This window comes from Psychrobacter sp. P11F6 (genome assembly GCF_001435295.1).
Lineage (GTDB): Bacteria > Pseudomonadota > Gammaproteobacteria > Pseudomonadales > Moraxellaceae > Psychrobacter.
In genome coordinates this window covers 2,388,990-2,409,618 of the sequence record NZ_CM003594.1, presented here as the reverse complement: position 1 = coordinate 2,409,618, position 20,629 = coordinate 2,388,990, and the positions used below count along the sequence as shown (strand labels likewise).

At 43.1% G+C, this 20,629-nt stretch carries 17 protein-coding genes; 9 read left to right on the top strand and 8 right to left on the bottom strand.

Translation table 11 applies throughout. The features are described 5' to 3' along the window. Positions 1-37 precede the first annotated feature (37 nt). Together AK822_RS09940 and AK822_RS09935 are read right to left on the bottom strand one after the other, a co-directional pair. Complete coding sequence (locus AK822_RS09940; protein ID WP_060491523.1) at positions 38-1,831, bottom strand: sensor histidine kinase; 1,794 nt, start codon at positions 1,829-1,831, stop codon at positions 38-40. A gap of 194 nt (positions 1,832-2,025) precedes the next feature. Then, positions 2,026-2,661 carry a response regulator gene (locus tag AK822_RS09935; protein ID WP_055123802.1) on the bottom strand — a complete coding sequence of 212 codons (636 nt, stop codon included), beginning with the start codon at positions 2,659-2,661 and terminating at the stop codon, positions 2,026-2,028. 427 nt (positions 2,662-3,088) lie between these two features. Here AK822_RS09935 and AK822_RS09930 point away from each other — a divergent pair, with 427 nt between their 5' ends. Beyond that, positions 3,089-4,174, top strand: a complete 1,086-nt coding sequence (locus AK822_RS09930; RefSeq protein WP_060491522.1) for a serine hydrolase — start codon at positions 3,089-3,091, stop codon at positions 4,172-4,174. Between the two features lie 172 nt (positions 4,175-4,346). Beyond that, the gene (locus AK822_RS09925; protein ID WP_060491521.1) at positions 4,347-5,015 is read left to right on the top strand and encodes a thiamine phosphate synthase; all 669 of its coding nucleotides are present in this window, start codon (positions 4,347-4,349) and stop codon (positions 5,013-5,015) included. Positions 5,016-5,063: 48 nt separating this feature from the next. Here the strand turns inward: AK822_RS09925 and AK822_RS09920 are convergent, their stop codons facing one another. Further along, on the bottom strand, positions 5,064-5,393 hold the full coding sequence (locus AK822_RS09920) for a TraR/DksA family transcriptional regulator (RefSeq protein WP_060491520.1): 330 nt from the start codon (positions 5,391-5,393) through the stop codon (positions 5,064-5,066). 355 nt (positions 5,394-5,748) lie between these two features. Between AK822_RS09920 and AK822_RS09915 the strand changes: the two genes are divergently transcribed. The 5 genes from AK822_RS09915 (at position 5,749) to ruvB (ending at position 11,099) form a co-directional block, all read left to right on the top strand. Then, positions 5,749-6,963: a phosphoglycerate kinase gene (locus AK822_RS09915; protein ID WP_060491519.1), complete on the top strand. Its 1,215-nt coding sequence runs from the start codon at positions 5,749-5,751 to the stop codon at positions 6,961-6,963. A 259-nt stretch (positions 6,964-7,222) separates the two neighbouring features. Continuing rightward, the gene (locus AK822_RS09910; protein WP_045446952.1) at positions 7,223-7,609 is read left to right on the top strand and encodes a hypothetical protein; all 387 of its coding nucleotides are present in this window, start codon (positions 7,223-7,225) and stop codon (positions 7,607-7,609) included. A gap of 555 nt (positions 7,610-8,164) precedes the next feature. After that, on the top strand, positions 8,165-9,202 hold the full coding sequence (gene fba, locus AK822_RS09905) for a class II fructose-bisphosphate aldolase (protein WP_060491518.1): 1,038 nt from the start codon (positions 8,165-8,167) through the stop codon (positions 9,200-9,202). Positions 9,203-9,295: 93 nt separating this feature from the next. Continuing rightward, the gene (gene ruvA, locus AK822_RS09900; protein ID WP_060491517.1) at positions 9,296-9,916 is read left to right on the top strand and encodes a Holliday junction branch migration protein RuvA; all 621 of its coding nucleotides are present in this window, start codon (positions 9,296-9,298) and stop codon (positions 9,914-9,916) included. 202 nt (positions 9,917-10,118) lie between these two features. Next, positions 10,119-11,099, top strand: coding sequence for a Holliday junction branch migration DNA helicase RuvB (gene ruvB, locus AK822_RS09895; protein ID WP_045447074.1), 981 nt, complete (start codon positions 10,119-10,121; stop codon positions 11,097-11,099). 92 nt (positions 11,100-11,191) lie between these two features. Here the strand turns inward: ruvB and AK822_RS09890 are convergent, their stop codons facing one another. Next, positions 11,192-12,607 carry an FAD-binding oxidoreductase gene (locus tag AK822_RS09890; RefSeq protein WP_060491516.1) on the bottom strand — a complete coding sequence of 472 codons (1,416 nt, stop codon included), beginning with the start codon at positions 12,605-12,607 and terminating at the stop codon, positions 11,192-11,194. A 212-nt stretch (positions 12,608-12,819) separates the two neighbouring features. Here AK822_RS09890 and AK822_RS14700 point away from each other — a divergent pair. Continuing rightward, a protein-coding gene (locus AK822_RS14700) for an IS5 family transposase (RefSeq protein WP_157292394.1) occupies positions 12,820-13,571 on the top strand; the annotation gives its coding sequence in 2 pieces (ribosomal slippage) (positions 12,820-13,048 and positions 13,048-13,571; 753 coding nt in all). Between the two features lie 63 nt (positions 13,572-13,634). On the opposite strand, the gene AK822_RS09875 is transcribed toward AK822_RS14700, so the two are convergent. The 4 genes from AK822_RS09875 to AK822_RS09860 all read right to left on the bottom strand — a co-directional run bounded on the left by AK822_RS09875 (position 13,635) and on the right by AK822_RS09860 (position 18,166). Further along, complete coding sequence (locus AK822_RS09875) at positions 13,635-15,296, bottom strand: ABC1 kinase family protein (RefSeq protein ID WP_060491515.1); 1,662 nt, start codon at positions 15,294-15,296, stop codon at positions 13,635-13,637. 137 nt (positions 15,297-15,433) lie between these two features. Beyond that, the gene (locus AK822_RS09870; RefSeq protein WP_060491514.1) at positions 15,434-16,138 is read right to left on the bottom strand and encodes a ubiquinone biosynthesis accessory factor UbiJ; all 705 of its coding nucleotides are present in this window, start codon (positions 16,136-16,138) and stop codon (positions 15,434-15,436) included. A 111-nt stretch (positions 16,139-16,249) separates the two neighbouring features. Then, positions 16,250-17,374: a bifunctional demethylmenaquinone methyltransferase/2-methoxy-6-polyprenyl-1,4-benzoquinol methylase UbiE gene (gene ubiE / locus AK822_RS09865; RefSeq protein WP_060491513.1), complete on the bottom strand. Its 1,125-nt coding sequence runs from the start codon at positions 17,372-17,374 to the stop codon at positions 16,250-16,252. Positions 17,375-17,455: 81 nt separating this feature from the next. Continuing rightward, positions 17,456-18,166: an FFLEELY motif protein gene (locus AK822_RS09860; protein WP_060491512.1), complete on the bottom strand. Its 711-nt coding sequence runs from the start codon at positions 18,164-18,166 to the stop codon at positions 17,456-17,458. 253 nt (positions 18,167-18,419) lie between these two features. Here AK822_RS09860 and AK822_RS09855 point away from each other — a divergent pair, with 253 nt between their 5' ends. Further along, the gene (locus AK822_RS09855) at positions 18,420-20,063 is read left to right on the top strand and encodes an ATPase (RefSeq protein ID WP_060491511.1); all 1,644 of its coding nucleotides are present in this window, start codon (positions 18,420-18,422) and stop codon (positions 20,061-20,063) included. Positions 20,064-20,629: the final 566 nt, after the last annotated feature.

The window sequence follows — 20,629 nt, the reverse complement described above, 5'->3', positions numbered from 1 at the left end:
TATTCTATGTAATGTTAATACTTGGTAACGTTAATATTTATAAAATAGTGGTATTAACATTATGTTCAGTTTTATTTACATAAGTATCAGCGCCAATAGCAGGTGCTATCAAGCGAAAACAGGTTTTCTCATGTTCAGGAATATAAAGCAAACGAGTTTGGTTGGCCTCACAAAAAGCTTGTGATAGATACAGTCCCAAGCCTGTCCCTGCTTGATCTGTCGTAAAAAATGGATTAAACAAATGTTCTAAGTCTTTGGTGCTAACCCCGCGACCAGCATCCAAGATATCAATTATAACATCGTTATCCGCACAATAAATCTCGATTTCCACATAGGCATGAGGGTGGGCGTAGCTACTGTAGCGCAAACCATTGTTAATTAAATTGATTAAGACTTGCTCTAGTTGATGCGTGTCGAATGATATGGTCGGTTGTGTTTTTACATGTAGAAAAACATCGTGTCCTTGAAAGTAGTTCTCTAAAAATGTTGGCATCCAGTCTGCCAATATAATCGCCTGCTGGTTTGCGGTTTGCTGGCGCGACAGTTTTAGTACATCTTCGATAATACGATTCACACGTTTTGTTTGTGAAAATATTATTTGATAAAGCTCATGATTCGCTACCATATCATCACTTGAGATAGGCGGCGTTATCGTATTATCTGCCGTATCGACTTCTAGATTGGCTTCTATAACATCTTCCATTAATAATTGGCTGGCTTGTGATATCGCTGCCAAAGGATTCCTTATTTCATGGGCGATGCTCGCCGTCAATTGCCCTAAAGAAGCCAGTTTCAATTGTTGGGCGCTGGCTTGCTCGCGGCGTAAATCCTCTAACATTATCAATTTACTGTCATCTTTCAATGGAATGATTTGTACGCGCAGTTTACCGAATATGGAAGCGTTTGCGACTGCAGGCAAATCATAAATAAAGGTGCGTGATTGGCCTGCCGCTACTGACAAACAGGCTTTAAATAGCTGCGTGTGTTGTTGACCAAGCTGCTGCTGAAAGTTAGATAAGAGTGCACTGCGAGTATTGTTCCGAGTATCTTTTGTATCAATAGAGGTGTTGTGCAATGATGCGGAAGGGGTGTGCGAAAGGCTAAGTAATTGGTGAGCGGCAAGGTTTGCTAAAACGATATGCTGTTTATCGATGACGATGACACCATTAACCATTTGCGTGATGACTTCTTGGTTGATGACGTTTAATCGTTCAACTTCTTTAGCGTGACTCGCTGCTACTTTCTCAAGTTGTACCAAACGCTGTGAGATGGACCAGCTCAAACCACCAACCGCCAAAAAGCTGGCTGACATGAGCAATGCGTCCCCTAAATTTGCTAAGCTCATGCTATTGGCAATGGCATAAAAGAATTGCTGATAAATGACAAAAATAATAGCGAGTAGGGTAATAATTAAGGCTTGTGAGCCGTGTAGCAACATAAAACTCGCTGCGACGACCACCATATATAGCATGGTCAACTGTAAATCAGGCGCACCCGCTGTATATAGTAATAAGCTTAATATAATGACGTCTAATACTAAACCAAAGGCCAACTGCCGCCGCATTTGCTGATTAACGACATAAAACAAGCCAAGTAAAATAAGGCTAAGCAGGAAATAAAAGCTGAGCGTTGTTTGTTGTAAAAAGCTTGGTAGAGAGAGGCTGTTGTCAGAGTGAGCGGTGATATACACCATCAGTAGAGAAAACAGACTAACAGCAAAGCGGTAACTGCTATAAATAAGCCCCAACCTGCGCAATTGAGGTGGAGATAGCGTGTCATCACGATGCAAATAGTGAGTAACAGCAGAGACGATATTAGTAGCAGGCTTCATAGGTTGACCGCAATAAGGGAACAGTTGCTAGGGTGTATCTTCATTTTAAAATAGAGATAAAATGAGATAAATTACAATCAAACAAGGAAGATATCGCCATTAATATCAGGATATTTGAAGATACTTGATAAAATTTAGCCATTTTCAGCCCATGTAGATGTCCATCAATTGAATTAAGGACACGCCCTAATGAGTTATGGCTGAATTAGACCATGACGAATGGCCAAATGTGTTAACTTCACATCGCTATCAACCCCAACTTTTTCATAAATACGATAGCGGTAAGTGTTGATGGTTTTGACACTCACAAATAGTTGGTCAGCGATTTGCTGCGGGCTTTGACAGTTAACGACCATCATTGCCACCTGTTTTTCGCGATCACTCAGTAAGTCAAAAGGTGAGTTGGCATTATCTGACAGCAAAACATCAGCCAGTTGCTCAGCGACATCTTGGCTAAAATAACGACCACCTTGATAGATTTTTTTGACAGCGCGAATCATCTCATCGAGCGGCGTGCCTTTAGTGATGTAACCGTTGACCCCCGCTTTGATAAGCATCGAAGGGTAAGGCTGCGCTGACATACTGCTGACGGCCAATATTTTGATACCCATATCCAGCTGAATTAAGCGTTTGGTTGCTTCAAGCCCACCAATATTAGGCATATTAACATCAAGCAAAACCACATCAGGGCGCAATTGTTTGGCCAATTTGATGGCCATGTCACCGCTGTCCGCTTCACCGATTACTTCGATATCGATACTATCTGACAACATGCGGCTAATACCCATTCTCACCAAATCATGATCATCTACTACCAGTACTTTAATCATAACGATACTCTTTGTTGTTTGTCAGAATGAAGGTTTTTATTGACGCTAAATGACAAAAAATAAAATCATTAGAGTCGTTTTTTTAGTTTTTGAAAAAAATAAAATATTGCTAATCTTTTAGATAGATACCATTGTTTAATATAACAAAAAACGAATAATTACAGTGTTCAAAGTTAAGATATATTGCTGCAATGTGAGTCAATGTTTCTGTAATATAAAGTGGTTGTAGTAAAATTTGAATTACACCAAAATAAATTATTAAATCAGCTTGATACATTAAACTTAAATGCAAACCATGATACACTAAAAATACAAAAACTCTATACGAGTACTTATAAACCCATTCATAAACGCTACGTACGTTGTTGCTATTGGTTAGTATGTAACTGATTCTCTAATTAACAGCATCGTGACAGCAGGAGGCATAATGAAGCAACTACCATTAACCAAACAGCAATTAATCGCTGCTATGATTTCATTGAGTTTGGGCAGTGTTGCACAAGCGGCACTTACTATTAATGGTAGCGCCGACACTAGCTCTAGTGCTCGCATGAGTTGGGGCGGTGCCGATAGTTTGTCTGAAGCACGCAATATCATGTACAAATCCAAAGGTTCAGCTATCAAGAAAGTTGATAGTGGCAATGGTACGACCAGTATCACCAACGCCAATAGCTTCGGTAGTAATAACAGTTACAATAGCAGTAACAGTTATAATACAACGTATCGTGGCTCATTTGGCAGCAGTAACATGATACCAATCAGCACTGATTCGCGTAGTGTTGCGGTCATCGATGCTGAAACGGGCGAATCTATTTATGAAAAAGATGCTGACATTGCGCGCCCAATGGCCAGTATCTCTAAAGTGATGACGGCCATGGTCGTATTGGACGCCGGTCTCGATATGCGTGAAGAGCTCACACTCGATCCAGAAGATTTCGTCGGCCCTAAGCGTGCCAGCTCTAACCTTAAATCAGGCGATCGTTTGAATCGTGCTGAGATGTTGCTGATGGCATTGATGAAATCAGAAAATCCAGCAGCAAAGAGCTTAGCGCGTAATTATCCAGGTGGCTATACTGCCTTTATACGTGCCATGAATCGTAAGGCTCAAGATCTGGGTATGACCACGGCTTTCTTTGGTGATCCAACGGGTCTTGATAAGCGCAACGTCGCTTCATCAAACGACTTGGTTAAAATGGTTCGTGCGGCGGGTAACTATGACGTGATTCGCCGTTTCTCGACCACTAAGAGCTATGACTTTTATGTGTCTAACTACTCAAGTGGTAACCGTACTTATAAAGCCAATAACACCAGTAGCTTGGTTCGTGCCGGTGATTATCCAATTGGTATCTCGAAAACAGGTTTCATCAATGAAGCTGGTCGTTGTGTAGTCATGGAAACGCGTGTAAATAACCGCCCAGCAATTATCGTTATCTTAGGAGCGAACAGCTCAGCCACACGTTGGGGTGATGCCAAAAATATTCTAAACAGTCTAGCGACACGCCGCACGGTATAACTTTACTGTTTTAGCATTTATAAAAAAGGCTGTTATTCGATATAACAGCCTTTTTATTGTGTTGAATTTAAAGTGTGTCTTTAATTTAATCAATGGACTTCTACATGGGCTAAAAATTTATCTCATTTTTATCTCCATTTTTAAAATGAGGACACACTCTAGGAAAAATAACATGACTCAAATATCGACTGTTATATCAGCGCCAAAGCTATATTTACTGACCAATGACGATGAGTTTGCGCTGCTGTATCGCAAATTAGAAGCAGCACTAGCAACAGGATTCATCGCGCTGTTACAAATTCGTCGCAAGCAGATATTGGCGCTACCTGATGGTGAGTCTCGTCTATACGAAGAGGCTAGACAAATAGTTGAGTTGGCGAAAGCGTACAACGTACCAGTCGTCATCAATGACAATATTAAATTGGCTGCCAAGCTCGGCGTTGGTGTGCATTTGGGTCAACAAGATGGCGAAGTTGCCGATGCTAAGCACGAACTACATGCCAACCAAATGATCGGACGCACTTGTCATGGCAAGATAGAACTGGTTGAAGCAGCAAAAAATGAGGGCGTAAGCTATGCCGCTATGGGTGCGATTTTTACCTCAAGTACAAAACCTAACGCCAATGTTATCTCGCGCCAGCAGCTTGTAGATGGCTGTCAGCAAAATATAGCGATATGTGTCATAGGTGGCTTGACGGCAGAAAATGTCACCGAACTCGCAGGTTTGCCCATTACTTACGTGGCGGTCGTTGGGGATATTATGGATTTACCTGTGGATCAAATCGCGATGCGCTGTAAACAATGGCAGCAGGCATTCTCTCAATGGAAAATGCCTACTTGATCACTAGAACTTTGATTTGGAATGGCTGTCTTAGAGTAAAATGAGTCGTTATTCAGCGTGTTCCATACATAGGGTAGCGTAAGGCAGTGCTTGTAAGCGCTGTTCTTCAATTTGCTTACCACAGACTTCACATTTACCATAAGTCCCATTTTCAATACGACTTAGCGCATTTTCGACATAGATCAAACTTTGACGGGCTTCAACCATCAAATTTGTACGCATGTCATTTTGACGATAAGAGATGGCTTGGTCTTCCCAATGCTCATTGAGGTCGTCTTGCGGGTTTTGGATATGATCTTCGATTCTATCGATACGAGTCTCATATTCTTCTTTAAGTGTTAGTAGGTTTTGTTTGGCAGCTTGAAGGTCGATACTCATTGGGTTCTCCTAATGGGTTATTTTTATTGTGGGTATTATTTATTATCAGTGCTAATAGCATCTTAAACAGCCTTATTACTAAGTGCCACCACGAAATGTTACTGATTTTTATTAAAATTTAGCCATTTGTTTTATTTTTATCCCCATTTTTAAAATAAGGACACGCCTGAGTAAAATTTAATAGTGCGTTCTTTATGAGCACTTGCTAGAAAACTGCTAGAATACACCGCCTCAAATTCTTGCTTGGTTACTTTTATAAAGCCACAGACAAGAGCAGCCGATTTAATAAATATTTTTAGCAATGAGTAAAAAGACAACCGATAGATTAACAAGAGATGATGCATAGGAGCAGGTAATGAATTTTTTGCGTATGAGTGAGCTGAGCTTAACGGATAAAGTGGTGTTGATTCGTGAAGATCTCAATGTGCCTATTAAAAACGGTAAAGTCGCCAGTGATGCACGCCTGCAAGCAAGTTTGCCTACGATTAAGATGGCGTTAGAAAAAGGCGCGGCCGTTATAGTTTGTTCACACTTAGGTCGTCCAACTGAAGGCAGTCCTGAATCGATATATTCGCTAGTACCAGTTGCTGAGTATTTAAGTGATAAATTAGCCACAGAGTTATCAAAGCCCGTTAGCTTAAACAATGACTACCTTACTAAAGGCGTGGCAATTAAAGCAGGCGAGGTCGTGCTATTAGAAAACGTACGCTTTAATCAGGGCGAAAAGAAAAACGATGCGAATTTAGCACAGAAATACGCTGATTTATGCGATGTATTCGTGATGGATGCATTTGGCACCGCACATCGTGCGCAGGCCTCAACAGAAGGCGTTACTCAAGCTATGCATCGAGCAGGAAAAAAAGCTTGTGCAGGACCTTTATTGGCGGCTGAGCTTGATGCGTTAAGCTTGGCACTTGAGACCCCAGCGCAGCCAATGTTGGCAATCGTTGGTGGTTCCAAGGTATCGACAAAGCTAGAAGTGCTGCACAGTTTGTCTGAATTATGCTTGCAGATAATCGTTGGTGGCGGTATTGCGAATACCTTCCTAGCCGCGCAAGGTCATAGCGTTGGTGCATCACTTTATGAAGCGAACTTGGTTGAGACAGCTCGTGACATTATGACTAAGACTGAGATTTTATTACCTGAATATGTTGTCGTTGCTGATAAAAATGAGATTGATTTTGCTGACTTCACGGGCTCATTACAACAAGCCACTGCGACCATCAAATCTGTCGATGCGATTGGCGAAAATGACATGATATTGGATATCGCTCCAGAAAGTGCTAAGCAATTAGCGGATGCTATTATCAACGCAAAAACCATTTTATGGAATGGTCCGGTCGGTGTCTTTGAAGTCGATGCTTTTGGTCAGGGCACACAAATCATAGCAAATGCCGTTAAAAACAGCGAAGGGTTTTCGATCGCTGGTGGTGGTGATACGCTTGCTGCAATTGATAAATATCAAGTGGCAGATGGCGTTAGCTACATGTCAACAGGTGGTGGCGCATTTTTAGAGTTTGTAGAAGGCAAAGTATTGCCTGCGGTTGCTGCTTTACAGATTGATGCGTAACGCTTTAACGATATTTAGCAGATGAGTAACATTAGCCGTACAATTTGGCCTCATCATCTCATGTACGCTGTATCAATAATATTTTGGCTACTATTCTTATCTTATTGTTTTAAGATAAATAAGAGTCAGTGGCCACTCATTATTATTAAGTAGTAATTATTTGTTTCTATACTGAAAATTATGATTGCATGTCTAATTTGCACTCTATAAAATAGCGCAAATCATGTATTTGACATGCTTTATTTATGAGGGATTTATTATGTTAAAACGCCATTTATTACTTGCTAGCGTACTTGCTGGTACTTTTGCAATCACTGCATGTAGCCAACAAACAGAAGAGAACGCCGAAGCTGCTGTTGAGTCTGCTGGTGATGATGTTGCTGCTAACGCTGATACTGCCGCTGCTGAAACAGAAGCCGCTGCTGCTGAAGCTGAAGTTGCTGCACAAAATGCTGGTACTGAAGTTGCCGAAGGCGCTGAAACTGCCGGTGTTGCTGCTACAGATGCACTAAAAAACACTGGTGAAGCAGTTGTGGTAGGCGCAAATGAAGCCGTTGCCAAAACTGCTGAAGTGGTTGCCGATGGCGCATCTGCTGTTGAGAATAAAGCCAGTGAAAACGCAGTAGAAGCAGAACAACAGTATTAATCATCAATACATAAGCAACTGAACCTAAGCCATTGAGCTACTAATTTATCGATTGATGAATAGCTTATTAAGCTGTTGGTTGCAGATATTGATTGCTGTATAAGCCCTCAAAATATTTAAAAAGCTTTGGTGATAGCCAAGGCTTTTTTGTATTTAAAATCACAATCTAGAGGTTAGGGTGTGTCCTCATTTTTAGCCCATTTAAATATCCATTGATTGAATTGAGGGTATGCCTTAGTCAGTCAAAAATATGGTGCACAAGGTTTATCCGTTTTTTCAATTAGCTGCGTATCATATGGAACTTATCAAGTTCCTTTATAAAACTCGCTAGCATGCTGTTTTATGAATCAAGCAAAGAAAGAAATAGTCGGTTAACCGCTACGAAGCGCTGGCAATTTTTGCTATAATCACGGCGTAATAATTACGATCAAAAAACACAAGTTTTTTGCTGGTCTGGCTATTATCAGGCTAGGGTTTTAGGGCAATTGTTGCAACATCGTATTTTTAAGAATGATTTCTTAATATCATATTCAAAATTTAATCAGAGAGCGTCTTATGGCTTTAATATCGTTACGTCAACTTCTAGATCATGCCGCCGAAAATAACTACGGTGTCCCTGCTTACAATGTCAATAATTTAGAGCAGATGCGTGCAATCATGATGGCCGCCGACGCCTGTGATTCTCCTGTTATCGTACAGGCTAGTGCTGGTGCACGCAGTTATGCGGGCTCTGCGTTTTTGCGTCATCTGATTATTGCTGCTATCGAAGAGTGGCCACATATTCCAGTCGTTATGCATCAAGATCATGGTATGTCACCAGCGATTTGCCAACGCTCAATTCAGCTTGGCTTCTCATCAGTAATGATGGACGGCTCGCTCGGTGAAGATGGTAAAACGCCAATGGATTATGATTACAATGCCAACGTGACTCGCGAAGTTGTCAAGATGGCACATGCGTGCGGTGTTTCAGTAGAAGGTGAAATTGGTTGCTTAGGTAGCCTTGAGACTGGTATGGCTGGTGAAGAAGACGGCTCTGGCGCAGAAGGCGTATTAGATCACGAGCAGCTATTGACCAGTGCTGATGAAGCAGAGCAGTTCGTTAAAGACACCAACGTCGATGCGTTAGCCATTGCTATCGGTACCAGTCATGGTGCGTATAAATTCACCCGTCCACCGACAGGCGACATTCTATCGATTGAACGCGTAAAAGAGATTCATGCCCGTATTCCTAACACGCATTTGGTCATGCATGGCTCGTCATCAGTGCCGCAAGAGTGGCTAAAAGTCATCAATGAAAATGGTGGCAACATCGGTGAGACTTATGGTGTACCGGTTGAGCAAATCGTTGAAGCAATTAAGCATGGTGTGCGTAAAGTAAATATCGATACCGATTTACGTTTGGCATCAACGGGCGCTATTCGTAAATTCCTTGCAGAAAACCCTAGCGAATTTGACCCACGTAAATACTTTAAAGCGTCTATGGTTGCGATGTCAGATATCTGTACCAATCGTTTCGAAGCCTTTGGTTCTGCGGGTCAGGCACATAAAATTCGTCCAATTAGCCTTGAAGGTATGGTCGATTTTTATAAATAAGCGTGTCGGTGAGATATGCTTATTTAATAGCATTTATCATTAAATAGCAGCTCAGTTCATTTTTTATAATAGCTCTAATAGAGGTAGTGGATTATGATTGGATTGATTAGTGGTAAAGTGCAGTATTTGATGGCACCGACTGCCTGTGTCATGACTACCTCTGGTGTCGGCTACGATATAGAGCTGCCGCTACCGTCATTTTGCCAGTTGCGTCTCAATGAGCAGGCGAGCATTTGGACGCACTTTCATGTGCGCGAAGATGCGCAGCTGCTTTATGGCTTTATCGATCGCAAAGAGCGTGACGTCTTTCGTCAATTGATCAAGATCAATGGCGTTGGCGCAAAAATGGCGTTAGCAATGCTATCTGCGATGTCAGCTGCTGAGCTAAAGATGCATGTCGAGCAAGAGTCAGAGACGGCATTAACCCGTATTCCCGGTATCGGTAAAAAAACAGCGCAGCGCTTATTGATTGAGCTAAAAGATAAGCTGAAAAATATCGAAGTCGATAGCAGTCATTTAGAGTTTGCCATGCAACCTGCTGAGGTATCTCACGAGGGCAGCATCATCGCTGAGGTAGAAGGCGCGTTGATTAGCTTGGGCTATAAAGAAAGAGAGGCACAGCAAGCGATTAAAGCCGCTAAGAGTAATGGTAATACCTTTGCCGATACGCAAGGTTTACTAAAAGCCACATTGCAACAGTTGTCAGGATTTTGATTCATTCAGCTCACTACCATCAATAAGTATCAATAACTCTTAAACAGATAAGCGACATTCATTGTCGCTTATTTTCGTTTTAGGCTGTGCTTTATTTAGTAGCTGCTTTATGATGTTTTGCATGACTTATACGTAGCGTTTGGTTATGCTATTTATACCTATTCTTTAAAAATAATGATTTAATATAATGATAAAACCTATGATGCAAGATCGTTTGATTAATCCATTTGAAGGGGCAGGCGATGCGCCTGATTCTAATATTCGACCGGCATTACTGGCTGAATATATTGGTCAGCCAGTGGTGCGTGAGCAGATGGAGGTATTTATTGGCGCAGCGCGTGGTCGAGGTGAGGCATTAGATCATACTTTGATTTTTGGTCCGCCTGGTCTTGGAAAAACAACGCTTGCCAATATTATTGCTCGTGAAATGGGTGGTAACTTGCGTTCTACCTCAGGACCTGTGCTTGAACGCCCCGGTGATTTGGCAGCCATGTTGACCAATCTAGAAGAGGGTGATGTGCTCTTTATCGATGAAATTCATCGATTGAGTTCCGTTATTGAAGAAATACTTTATCCCGCCATGGAAGACTTTCAGCTGGATATTATGATTGGTGAAGGGCCTGCGGCACGCTCTATCAAGCTGGATTTACCGCCGTTTACCTTGGTTGCGGCAACCACGCGAGCAGGATTATTGACCTCACCACTGCGTGATCGTTTCGGCATCGTGCAGCGGCTCGAATTTTATAATATTGCTGACCTGACCACGATTGTGAGTCGTGCCGCCCGCTTGATGCGTGTACCGATGAGTGAAGATGGCGCGGTGGAGATTGCTCGTCGCGCGCGTGGTACTCCAAGGATTGCCAATCGTTTATTACGCCGTGTACGTGATTATGCTGAAGTGAGAGGCGACGGTAGCATCAATGGCGCGATTGCGGGCAGTGCGCTCGATATGCTGGCAGTTGATAGACGTGGTCTTGATCATTTGGACAGACGTTATATTGAGATATTGCACGAACGTTTTGATGGTGGTCCAGCTGGCGTTGAAGCGGTAGCAGCAGCAATGGCTGAAGATCGCGGTACGCTTGAGGATGTAATTGAGCCATATCTTATTCAGCAGGGCTACGTATTACGTACTGCACGTGGACGTGTACTGACCCAGATGGCGATTGACCAGATGTTATGAAATTAGCCTAAAAAATGCGCCTACGTTTAATACTCTAGTTAAACGTAGGCGTATTTTTTAGGCTTTGATCTCTTATAAGCACCATTCGACAGTTAAACAGCGGGTAAAGGTTCAGGCCATATTTTACCCGGATTTAAGATGTTTTTAGGGTCAAGGGCTGATTTAATCGCTTGCATCAGCACTAAGGCATTACCGTGCTCTTGCTGCATATATTTTTGTTTGCCTTGCCCGATGCCATGCTCACCTGTACAAGTACCATCCATCTCAATAGCGCGGGTAGCTAAGCGGCTGATAATGCCGTCAGCGGTAGCGATTTCTTCAGGATTTTCGGTATCGACCAATAATAAGACATGAAAATTACCATCGCCAACGTGACCGACGATAGGCCCAATCATACCCGATGCTTCGATATCTTTTGCTGTTGCACTGACGCATTCTGCTAATCGTGAAATAGGCACACAAGCATCCGTCGATAAGGCGCTGGCTTCAGGACGTAGAGCAGAGCTGGCATGATAAGCGTTATGCCGTGCTTGCCACAGACGTTTGCGCTCGGCTTCATTGGTATCCCAAGCAAAGTCACGACCGCCGAATTCTTCGATAATATCCGTAAACAGTTGAGCTTGTTCAGCGACGCTGGCATCTGTGCCGTGAAACTCTACAAATAGGGTAGGCGTCTCATCTAGATCAAGATTGGCATATTGATTACAGGCTTTAATTTGCATGGCATCAAGTAGCTCAATGCGCGCAATCGGCAAGCGCATTTGAATGGTCAGCATCACTGCCTGACAGGCATCCTCAATCGTTGGGAAATGGCAAATACCGCTACCAATACACTCGCTGATGCCGAATAGTTTAAGCGTCACCTCAGTAATAATACCAAGTGTCCCTTCTGAGCCGATCATTAATCTTGTCAAGTCATAACCCGCCGCAGATTTTTTGGCACGGGTACCAGTGCGGACAATCTCTCCACTAGCGGTGACTATCTCAAGCGCCAGTACCACATCTTTCATCGTGCCATAGCGTACCGCATTGGTGCCTGAAGCGCGAGTGGCGACCATACCGCCGATACTGGCATTGGCACCCGGATCTATTGGAAAAAATAGTCCTGTATCACGTAAGTAGTGATTGAGCTGCTCACGTGTGACGCCTGGTTGTACGGTCACTGTCAGATCTTCATTATGTACCTGCAATATTGCATCCATCGCATGCATATCGATGCATAATCCACCATATGGGGCATTTAATTGACCTTCTAAAGATGAGCCAATACCAAATGCAATCACTGGCATTTGATACTGATTGCAAATCTCCATCGCAGCTGCTACCTCGTGCTTATCTTTTACTGTCAAGACGGCATCGGGTGGCTGATTGGCAAGCCACGTCATCGTATGCCCATGCTGCTCACGTACCGTTATATTGGTAGTAAGTTGTTTACCGAAACGGGTTTGTAAGGCAGCAATAGCCTCGCTGTGGTCTTTTTTAGCACTTGATATTTTAGCGGTAGACATGGGTGACTCCTATACATGGTGTCTTTTTTACCGAGCCAATGAGAAATGAGGCAATGTAAAAGCTAAGCTCTCACTCACTTTAAATGTCGCTAGAAAGCAATGAAAGTGAGTGGGAGTTTATTGAATAAATACTAGGGCGTGTCCCTAATCTGTAAAAGTAAGTATAAAGGCTTTAAAATAAAGAGACTATTTCAAACAGGGCTCTCTAAATTATGGCAAGAACAGTGCTCACCGATAATACATGGGAACAACTCCAAAGTACCATGAAGGCTCATGGCTGTCATACTTGGAAAAACGACAAACAAGTCATGGAAGCCATATTGTGGAAACTTCGTACAGGCGCGCCATGGCGTGATATACCGAGTGAGCTATGTCCATGGAAAACGGCCTACAACCGTTTTAATAGGTTGTCAAAAAAGGGGTTGTGGGAACAATTTTTTTTGACCTACGAGCAAGTATTGATGAAGAATGGGTATTCGCAGACGGAAGCTATATCCGCTGTCATCAGCATTCAAGCGGCGCAAGACGAGGAGAGCTTCGAGCCACTGGAAAGTCACGAGGTGGAACCACTACCAAGATTCATCTCGCCGTCGATTCGCATGGAAACCCGATTGATTTTAGAATCACTGGGGGTGACGTCCACGACAGCCAAGCGGTAGATGATATTATAGAGATGCTAACGGATGCGACCTACTTTATTGCTGATAAAGCTTATGATTCTGAAACCATTAGAACTAGGCTAAAGCAAGATAACATAAGCCCTGTCATCCCTAAAAGAAAAAACGCTAAACAACCAGATGTAGCGTTTGATCACTATTTATATAAGCTACGACACTTAGTTGAAAACACGTTTGCAAGGCTAAAGCACTTCCGTAGTATTGCGACTAGATACGAAAAATTGGCTCGTAATTATAAGTCTATGCTGTATCTAGCTTGTATTATGATTCATTGCAAACTGAATTAGGGACACGCCCTAGATAGTACTGGCTATTAACCAATACTTATTTTTATTAAAAATAACAAAGTGTTAGGCTAAAATACGCCAAACAACAACCAAAATAGCCAATATATAAAAGATAGGCGAGAGCCAGCCAACAACCTGTGTTGCAATGGCAATGAAAATGGCAAAACCTGACAGTGCTAGCCAATCTCGGCGTCGATCATTAAGCATATCCGCACGAATTTGTTGTATTTCTCGCAGTTGACTGTCTTGGCGTGATCCTTGTGAGGCAAGGCTTTGTAAGCCTTGATCCAATAGCTTTGGAATATCAGTCGTAGATAATAAAATCTCTGGTAACTGCTGACGCAGCTGTTGCAAATTACGCATCGGATCGAGCTGCTCTTTAATCCAACTGCTTAAGATCGGCTTGGCAAGTGACCAGATATCAAGGTCAGGATACAAGTCGCGACCAAGTCCTTCGACATGAACCAAGGTTTTTAGTAGTAGCATGAGTTGCGGCGGGATACTCATATGGTGACGACGGGCGATATCTAAAATTTGCATTAAGACACCGGCAAAGTCGATATCATTGATAGACTTTTGTAGCATTGGACCAACCGTGCGTTTCATATCTCGCATCAGGGCATGCTTATCTGTATTAGGCGGTATCCATCCAGCACGGCTGACGATATCAACCATCGCCGTAAAGTTGTTATTCATCACCGCCAATAGCATGCGTGCCACAATGAGCTGATCGTCTTTTGATAGCGTACCCATGATGGCGCAATCAAGTCCGATATAGCGTGGTTCATGCCCTAAGTCAACCGCTGCCATATCGGCAGTGAGTGTTTTAACCGGCGGCGTCTCTACAAACACATTACCTGGATGCATATCGGCATGGAAGAAGTTATCGCGGAATACTTGGGTAAAAAATATCGTTAAGCCTTTTTCTGCTAGTGCTGCTCGGTCATAACCAAGTTGATCAAACACTGCAACTTGCGAGATAGGAACGCCTTGGATACGCTCCATGACCATCACATTTTTGGCAGAATCATAGACTTCTGGTACATACATCAATGCGGAACCCAAGAAGTTGTTGCGCATCTGAGTGGTATTGTCTGCCTCTAAGGTCAAATCCAGCTCGTTTAACATCACTTGGCGATAGTCTTCGACAATATCTATAATATGAATGGCACGTGCCGCTTCAATACGCGCTGATGCCCAATTCGACAGCTCACGTAGTAGCTCAAAATCAGCAATGATGGTGGTACGAATATCAGGACGCACCACTTTTACCACCACTTCACGACCATCATGCAGCGCAGCAGTATGTACTTGGGCAATAGAAGCCGCCGCTAGAGGTTTGATATCAAAGCGTGCGAACAAGGTGCCAATCGATTGACCAAGACCGTGTTTAGGGTCTTGGATTTGGGTAATGGCCACATCAGAATTGAAAGGTTTGACTTTGTCTTGTAGCTGAACCAATTGTTCGATAATCTCAGGCGGCACTAAATCGCGACGCGTTGACAGCAGTTGGCCAAGCTTTAAAAACAGCGTGCCCATGTCTTCAAGCGCATATTTAATCGCATTGGGTTGGTGTTTTTTACCCCACGCCGCTGGATGTAGGCGAATCAAACGCGCCAAAGGTTGCAGCTGTGGCGCGTCTTCGATAGAAAGATGAGTATCGATGCGATAAGTGGCGGCGATACGCCAAAGCTCAAGTAAACGGGCGCGATGAGATAATAGCATGAGGTATGGGTACTCTAAAAAAAGTCGAAAATAGGGTGGGCACTGCACTTATTTATAAACTGTGCTTGTCCATAAATTGCACTTATCTATAAAAAGCGCTATCGATAATAGAATTTAGCGATCATCGACGATAACAGTTATTGATGAAATGAGTTATTGAGAAAACGTGCCTGTTCATCTTTGATAGCAGCAAGTTTGGCCTCTTCACGTTCGACATCAGCCCGCAGCTTTAACAGTTGCTGCTTAAGGTCGTTTACTTCTGCTGCCTCGGTAGGATCAGGAGCACTATTACCTGCCACCTCATTAGCCCAGTCGCTGACATCGTCAAAAGCGCGTTTGGCACTATGACGCCAGCTACCTTTTAGCTGTGATATAAGTAGATGTAACTGACTGGCCATCGGCTTACCAATAAATGGCTCAAGCTGTCCTGCGACATCTGGGTCGAAACCTGCGACCAGTTGTTTGAGCTGCATGAGCACCTTATAATCACCCGCGATAGGTAAATTGCCTTCGGCACCACGCATCAGATTCAGCAGTTGCGCTGGGTTATCTACAGTAATGGTACAGTCTGGACGACTATGACCAATCCGTGCGCGCTCCATACTGGCTTGTTGGTGCTCGTTCATCGCGCCACTTTGCTCAAACACACTCTCGGTTGTCACCGGCTCAAAACGTAAACGCTCATGAGTGAATAAAATATCCAAACGAATCTCAGGCATTGCCATATTGAGTCGCAACACTTTGCCAGCAAGCGGTGCCAATCCTGATTTGGTAATCTCATCACTAGCAATAGCAAGGTTAATCAGCTTTTCGGCACCCGCCAAAAGTAGAACAGTCAGCATAAGGCTCTCGCATAGTCAGTTGAGCGCCTTAAAAGAGCGCATCATTTGTAAAGGTCAGTTGCCACCACTTTACGTGATGGCATGTCTATTACGATGGTTTTTAACTTAATCTTACGCTTTAAAGCCGCGATGGACAGCGACAATACCAGCCGTCAAGTTATGATAATCACAATTTTCAAAGCCCGCTTGCTGCATCATCTGTTTCAGCGTCTGTTGATCAGGATGCATACGAATCGATTCGGCCAAGTATTGATAACTCTCAGAATCATTGACAATCAGCTTGCCCATAAGAGGTAAGGCAGTAAATGAGTATAAATCATAGGCTTTAGACAATGGCTCAAATACAGGTTTTGAGAATTCTAAAATTAATAAACGACCACCTGGCTTCAGCACACGGTACATCGATTTGAGCGCTGCGTCTTGGTCTGTGACATTACGCAGACCAAAGCTAATAGTGATTAAGTCAAAGCTATTGTCATCAAATGGCGCGAGTGTTTCTGCATTGGCAAGTACAAAATCGACGTTGTTGCAGCCAGCATTGATTAAGCGTTCACGACCGACTTCGAGCATGGCGGCATTGATATCTGATAACACCACATGACCGTTTCTGCCGACTTCACGGCTAAATACTTTGGCTAAATCACCCGTACCACCAGCGATATCAAGCACATGTTGACCCGCACGCACGCCTGACAAGCTAATCGCATAACGCTTCCATAAGCGATGAATACCGAAGGACATTAAGTCGTTCATGATGTCATATTTTTTGGCGACTGAGGTAAATACGTCCGCCACGCGCGCTTGTTTTTCAGCCTTATTGACGGTCTTGTAGCCAAAATGCGTTTCTTCATTACCATCAACATCAGGTGTATGCGGATTATTGATGTCATCACGCTGGTTAAAAAGCGTTTGTTTGGCGGTTTGTGTTTGTGCAGATGCATTGTCTACAGTGTTGCTGCTGGTATTGTTATTTGGCATAGTGGTTTGTTGGCCTTGTGGCGTTCCCGTTGGTAGGTCTTGGACTTGTGTAAAGTCATTTTTCTTGCTGTTTTCTACGCCAGCATTAATACTCGTATTAAGCGTGCTATTAGTTTCATAGCTTTGACGTGCTTGCACCTGTGCTGTGATATTTTGATTGTGGGTGATGCTATCTCTGACCAATTTATCTTGTAAATGACCATTGATGGTAGGTTTTTGATCGAGATGCGCATTGTTATTATGGGTATTATCGGTCATAGCATTATCCTGTTATTCACTTTTATGATTATTGGTTTGCAAGGTATAAAATAGCAGCTAACCAAGCAAATGATGCGTCTATCATACACCAAACGTCATTGGCTTACCGCCATTATCCGTCTCATGAACACGGTCAATAATCTCAAGCTCACGCTCACAAAACGGTTCAATAAAGCCGCTGACACTTTTTAGTGGTTTCATCGCTTTAAAGCCTGAATCGATAAATTCATACAAAGGCTGATAGTTGTAACGGTAGGCGGTGCCTTTTGCTAAGGCAAAGGCTTTTTGCAACATAAAAGAGTTTATATATTTATCAGTACGATAGCACACCTCTTTTAAGTGACCAATTTGGATACGTCTGGTGTCGGCTTCATTGACCGCACGATAGGCGTTCAGCATGCTGTCTTCGTTAACGGCTAAATCTTGGGCCAATAGCCATTCTGCTAAATGTAAATCTAGCTCTATCGCTAAGATAGCTGCTTGTATTGCCATGCTGCCAGTCTCTAAAGCCGCTGCTGGCGCAAAACGTTCAACTTTTTGCGCTTTAGGCACAATACGTTCTAACTGTCTGGCCAGCAATTTAAACTCATCGCCGCCATACAATTGTGTCAAAAAATAATCTGCCATCAGCTGATTTTGAGGTTGTTCAAATAAGGTTTTATGAGTGTTCTGAATACGATCTCGTTGCCAAGCTTGCACCTCGCTAAGTTTATCGTTTAATGCCAAATCTTCATGATAAGGCAGTGCCCAAAAACGGTTCAAATGTTGTTGTAAGTCGGCTAAAGAGGCCATGGTCAGTAAACCTGCATAAAAGTAAAGAGGATTAAAAGGTTGCGAATAAAAAGCTCAGGATAAACCGTGTTTTGTATTTTTGGTTTTTGTATTTATAGAGCGTGATTACAGCATGTGTCTGAGATTGTGTTCACCTTAAAAGAAAATAAAGCAGAATACAAATGTCAAACTGTTACATAGCAGCGTTATTTACCGAATTGCTGCAATGCTATGATGACGCTAATACGCTTTCAATCATAGGATGATGACAGTTATGAGCAAAAATAATAAGACGACTGAATCCACCGCACCACAAGCGCTAAGTACACAATTTAGTGAGCAAATTGTCGATGAGCGCCTAACCCCCAATCCCCTGAGCCAGTTTTCTATGGACAAAGATGCACTGAGATTGGCACTGGTCACGGCCCAATATGCTCTACGAGCAACGCGGCAACAGACGCCGCCAATCCTCAATAAACCAACAGGGCTATTAGTATTGGTCAATGGTATGGAGCAGGCAGGCAAGGGCACTGCTGTTAAGCAATTGCGCCAATGGGTAGATCCTCGACTACTTAAAGTTGAGGCAACCGTTGGTGATTGTCCCTTAGCGTATCAGCCGATTTGGCAGGCACATACCAAGGCATTACCCCGTCATGGCGATGTGATGGTTTATTTTGGCAACTGGTATGCGGACTTGCTTTATAACGTCATGCGTATGGCAACGTCAGACAATGACAAGTCTGCCAAAGACAAAGCGTTACCGATTGCGCAATGGCAAGCATATTTACAGCAGCAGCTTATTAAGCTACAAGCGTTCGAACAAGACCTAGCTGCCAATCAAACCCGACTGCTTAAATGCTGGTTCCATGTCGATATCGAAACGTTGCAAGCGCGATTGAATGACGATGAAGCCGATCCGCAGTTTTTATACCAAATTGACTGGAATAGTAAAAAAGTTATCGAAACCTTTAATCAAGTGGCTACCGTTCTGCTACGCCAGCAAGATGATTGGATCATCATTGATGGTGATAACAAGTCAGATGCGGCTGACCATTTTTGCCATGAAGTGCTACAAGCGATGCAAACCGCGCTAATGAGTAGTAAAATAAATACAGTACAAACCTCTGATAAGTCAAAGGCTAAGAAGCAAGTTCAGCAAGCACTCAAATCAGCAAAGTTTGAACCTGTAAAAATTCCTAAATGTTTAAAAGATATCGATGATGCAGAGATTGATAAGTCGGACTACCGTGATGCGTTAGTAGAAAAACAAGTTCGCCTTGCCCAGTTGCTGCGTGCGCGCAAAGGGCGTCATATCGTTTTTGCCTTTGAAGGAATGGACGCTGCTGGCAAAGGTGGCGCGATCAAAAGATTGGTTGCACCGCTCGACCCACGCGAGTATCAAATTTATAATATCAGTGCGCCAATGCTGTATGAGCTGCAACATCCTTATCTATGGCGTTTTTGGACCAAATTACCGAACGAGCAAACCGACCGTATTAGCCGTATTGCCATTTTTGATCGGACTTGGTATGGGCGCGTTTTGGTTGAGCGCATTGAGGGTTTTGCCACTGATGAAGAATGGCAGCGTGCTTACGATGAAATCAATCGCTTTGAGGCGGATTTAGCCGCGGCGGGGACAATCGTTATCAAATACTGGTTGGCTATCGATAAAAAAGAACAGCTTAAACGTTTTGAGGCACGTCAGGAGACACCGCACAAGCAGTTTAAGCTGACGGACGATGATTGGCGCAACCGTGATAAATGGTCGGATTATGTGCAGTCTGCGGCGGATATGCTGGCACGTACCGATACAGAGTACGCACCGTGGTGCGTCATCGCGATCAATGAGAAGCGTCAAGCACGTTTGGATGTTTTAGACCATGCAATTAAGCAACTATCAGCGGTGTGTGGCAGCTGATATGTGATTGGTCATTCAATTAGGTAGCTGGTTACAAAGCGCCATAATTATATATTTAACGTTAAATAAATTCAGGGAAAGAGAGTATAATGCGGCGTTACAGCAGGATGTTTTCTAACACATCTGCTGGCAGTTACAAATCTTGCAATATCATCATGCATTATGCGCTTATATTTAATATAATAGGCGCGTAATAGCTCCTGCTGTGTACGAAACTCACTGAGTGAGTAGCGTGTTTTTACCCTTTGACACAGACATTTTAATCACTCTGGTTAATAAGTTTGGCAAAGGTTCTTACAATAGCAGTTATTAGAATCAAAATTATTACTATGACATCTCTAAGCCGCAAGCTGCTGTAATCAGACGATTTGGCAATATTCCTTGCGGCTTTGTGACATATTGAGTGATGTGTTTTACCTTATTTACTGCCTTTACGTAAAATAAAATACGAGTAAGTAAAAGGTAAGCGCTAGGGTAGAGCACCAAAATAGCAGTAAGAAAAACCGTTTTTTAGCAAGCATATTGCGCGTTTCATATACGTTATATTAATGTTAGAAGTCATCACG